This is a genomic window from Bradyrhizobium sp. 132, from assembly GCF_023074185.1.
Taxonomy (GTDB): domain Bacteria; phylum Pseudomonadota; class Alphaproteobacteria; order Rhizobiales; family Xanthobacteraceae; genus Bradyrhizobium.
In genome coordinates this window covers 1-1,643 of the sequence record NZ_JADPKY010000087.1, presented here as the reverse complement: position 1 = coordinate 1,643, position 1,643 = coordinate 1, and the positions used below count along the sequence as shown (strand labels likewise).

Genomic DNA, 1,643 nt, shown 5'->3' with positions numbered 1-1,643 from the left:
CCTGTCCGCTAATTAGCTCGAATGCGCGCTGATATCCATGATGGCCCGGAGCACAACACGCTCCAATCAGAGGCCGGATACATTGATGCAAGACCGCATCTGCCAGGTTGACGAAACCTCTTGCAACGCGCGGCCGGACCATACATTGGGTCACAAGCCGCCTAACTGGCGCCCGGCTACAAACTTCCGGTTTGTCCCTGTGAGCCGACATGCAGCGACACCCCGCGAACGCAAGCGATGGGCCAACAGGGGACGCGCGGACAAAGTCGGGACCGAGTGAAGCAAAGAACAACGTTCTTCACCCGCCGCTGACATCTTCGGCGCTAACATACATTGCTCTCCGTTCGCTGGCTGTCGTTGGCCATCGTCACGGTTCTTTGAGACCAGGAACGAGGTTCTATTTCAAATCGGCTTTGACAGCATGCCCGATCGGGCATCGAATGCTCGACACCGCCCCCGTCTCGTGGACGGTCAGCGAACCTCAGGAGGAAAGCATGGGTGAAATCGATCGGCGATCTGCTCTGATGTTCTGTGTCGCGACAGCGGGAACTGCTCTTGTTGCAACCAATCCAACCGTGGCTCAGCCTTATCGGCCCGATGAGGGCAAGGAGCTCGCCCCGGGCGTTCGGCTAGTGGAGGTAAGCGAGCGCGAAGCGATGCATGGGCGCGACTCCGTACTCCCCGCCTACAAGCGAATTAAGGTCGTTGACATAGTCTTCCAGCCGAAAGTAAAGCACAAAGATGATGCCATGCGAAACGATATGGTTTGCCAGTGCGTCGACGGCGAAATGCGGCTCGATCATCGCGATGGTCATCCGTTCACGGTGAAGAAAAACGACGTATGGACCTGTGTCAAAGGTGAACCAGAGGACACTGAGAACATAGGTAATAGTGCCGCCATCATGCGAGTCATCAATCTGATGCCCGCTTGAGTTCGGACTGCCTACGTTCGAACCGTCCAGCATAGGCGCGAATCGAGGAGGCAAACTGGCTGCAACGGAACGAATTCCGCCTTGGGTCGCGTCGGTTTAGTCTTCCCGCGATGACCCCCGGTGAGCGGAAGGTTCGGTGCACATCGCAAGGTCTCAAACGCGCTAGAAGCGGAAAGGAGGCTGCACTGAGGATCAACGGTCTCCGAGGCCCACGCGATCTATGAGAGCCTCGACCTGGGGCAGTATGCGCGTGACGACCTCTTTGAACCCAGCCGGATTTGGATGCAGGCCGCCGAGAGCCTTGAGCTGAGGATTGTCGACAACACGTCGTCAAAAGCCTCGTAGAACAGCACATTGTACTCGCTGGCAAGTCCAGCGAACATCGCAGCAAAGGCTTTCTCGTATTCATGCCCAAAGTTGGTGTGAGGTCGTGCTCCGCAAAGGAGAGCGACAATTCGCCGGGCTTGGAGGTTTTGCAGAATTGCAGCGAGCGCCGCGCGAGTGACATTTGGATCGGTACCTCTCAACATATCAGTTCCGCCGAGCTGCACAATTACCGCATGGGTCCCGTCTGGGACCGCTCGATCCAATCTGGCAAGACCGTTTGCAGCTTGACCTGCCCCTGCCGATTTCCTCCGGTTGAAGTTAGAGTCCGGCCTTCTGAAGGACGGACAGATGAAGCGAGCCAGGTTTACGGAAGAACAGATTATC

At 56.9% G+C, this 1,643-nt stretch carries 2 protein-coding genes; one reads left to right on the top strand and one right to left on the bottom strand.

Annotation, left to right across the window (positions count from 1 at the left end):
• Positions 1–494 precede the first annotated feature (494 nt).
• Positions 495–932, top strand: a complete 438-nt coding sequence (locus IVA74_RS14785; RefSeq protein ID WP_247344811.1) for a hypothetical protein — start codon at positions 495–497, stop codon at positions 930–932.
• A 218-nt stretch (positions 933–1,150) separates the two neighbouring features.
• Here IVA74_RS14785 and IVA74_RS14780 read toward each other — a convergent pair.
• On the bottom strand, positions 1,151–1,643 hold a 493-nt coding region (locus tag IVA74_RS14780; RefSeq protein WP_247344809.1), incomplete at its 5' end, for a GDSL-type esterase/lipase family protein.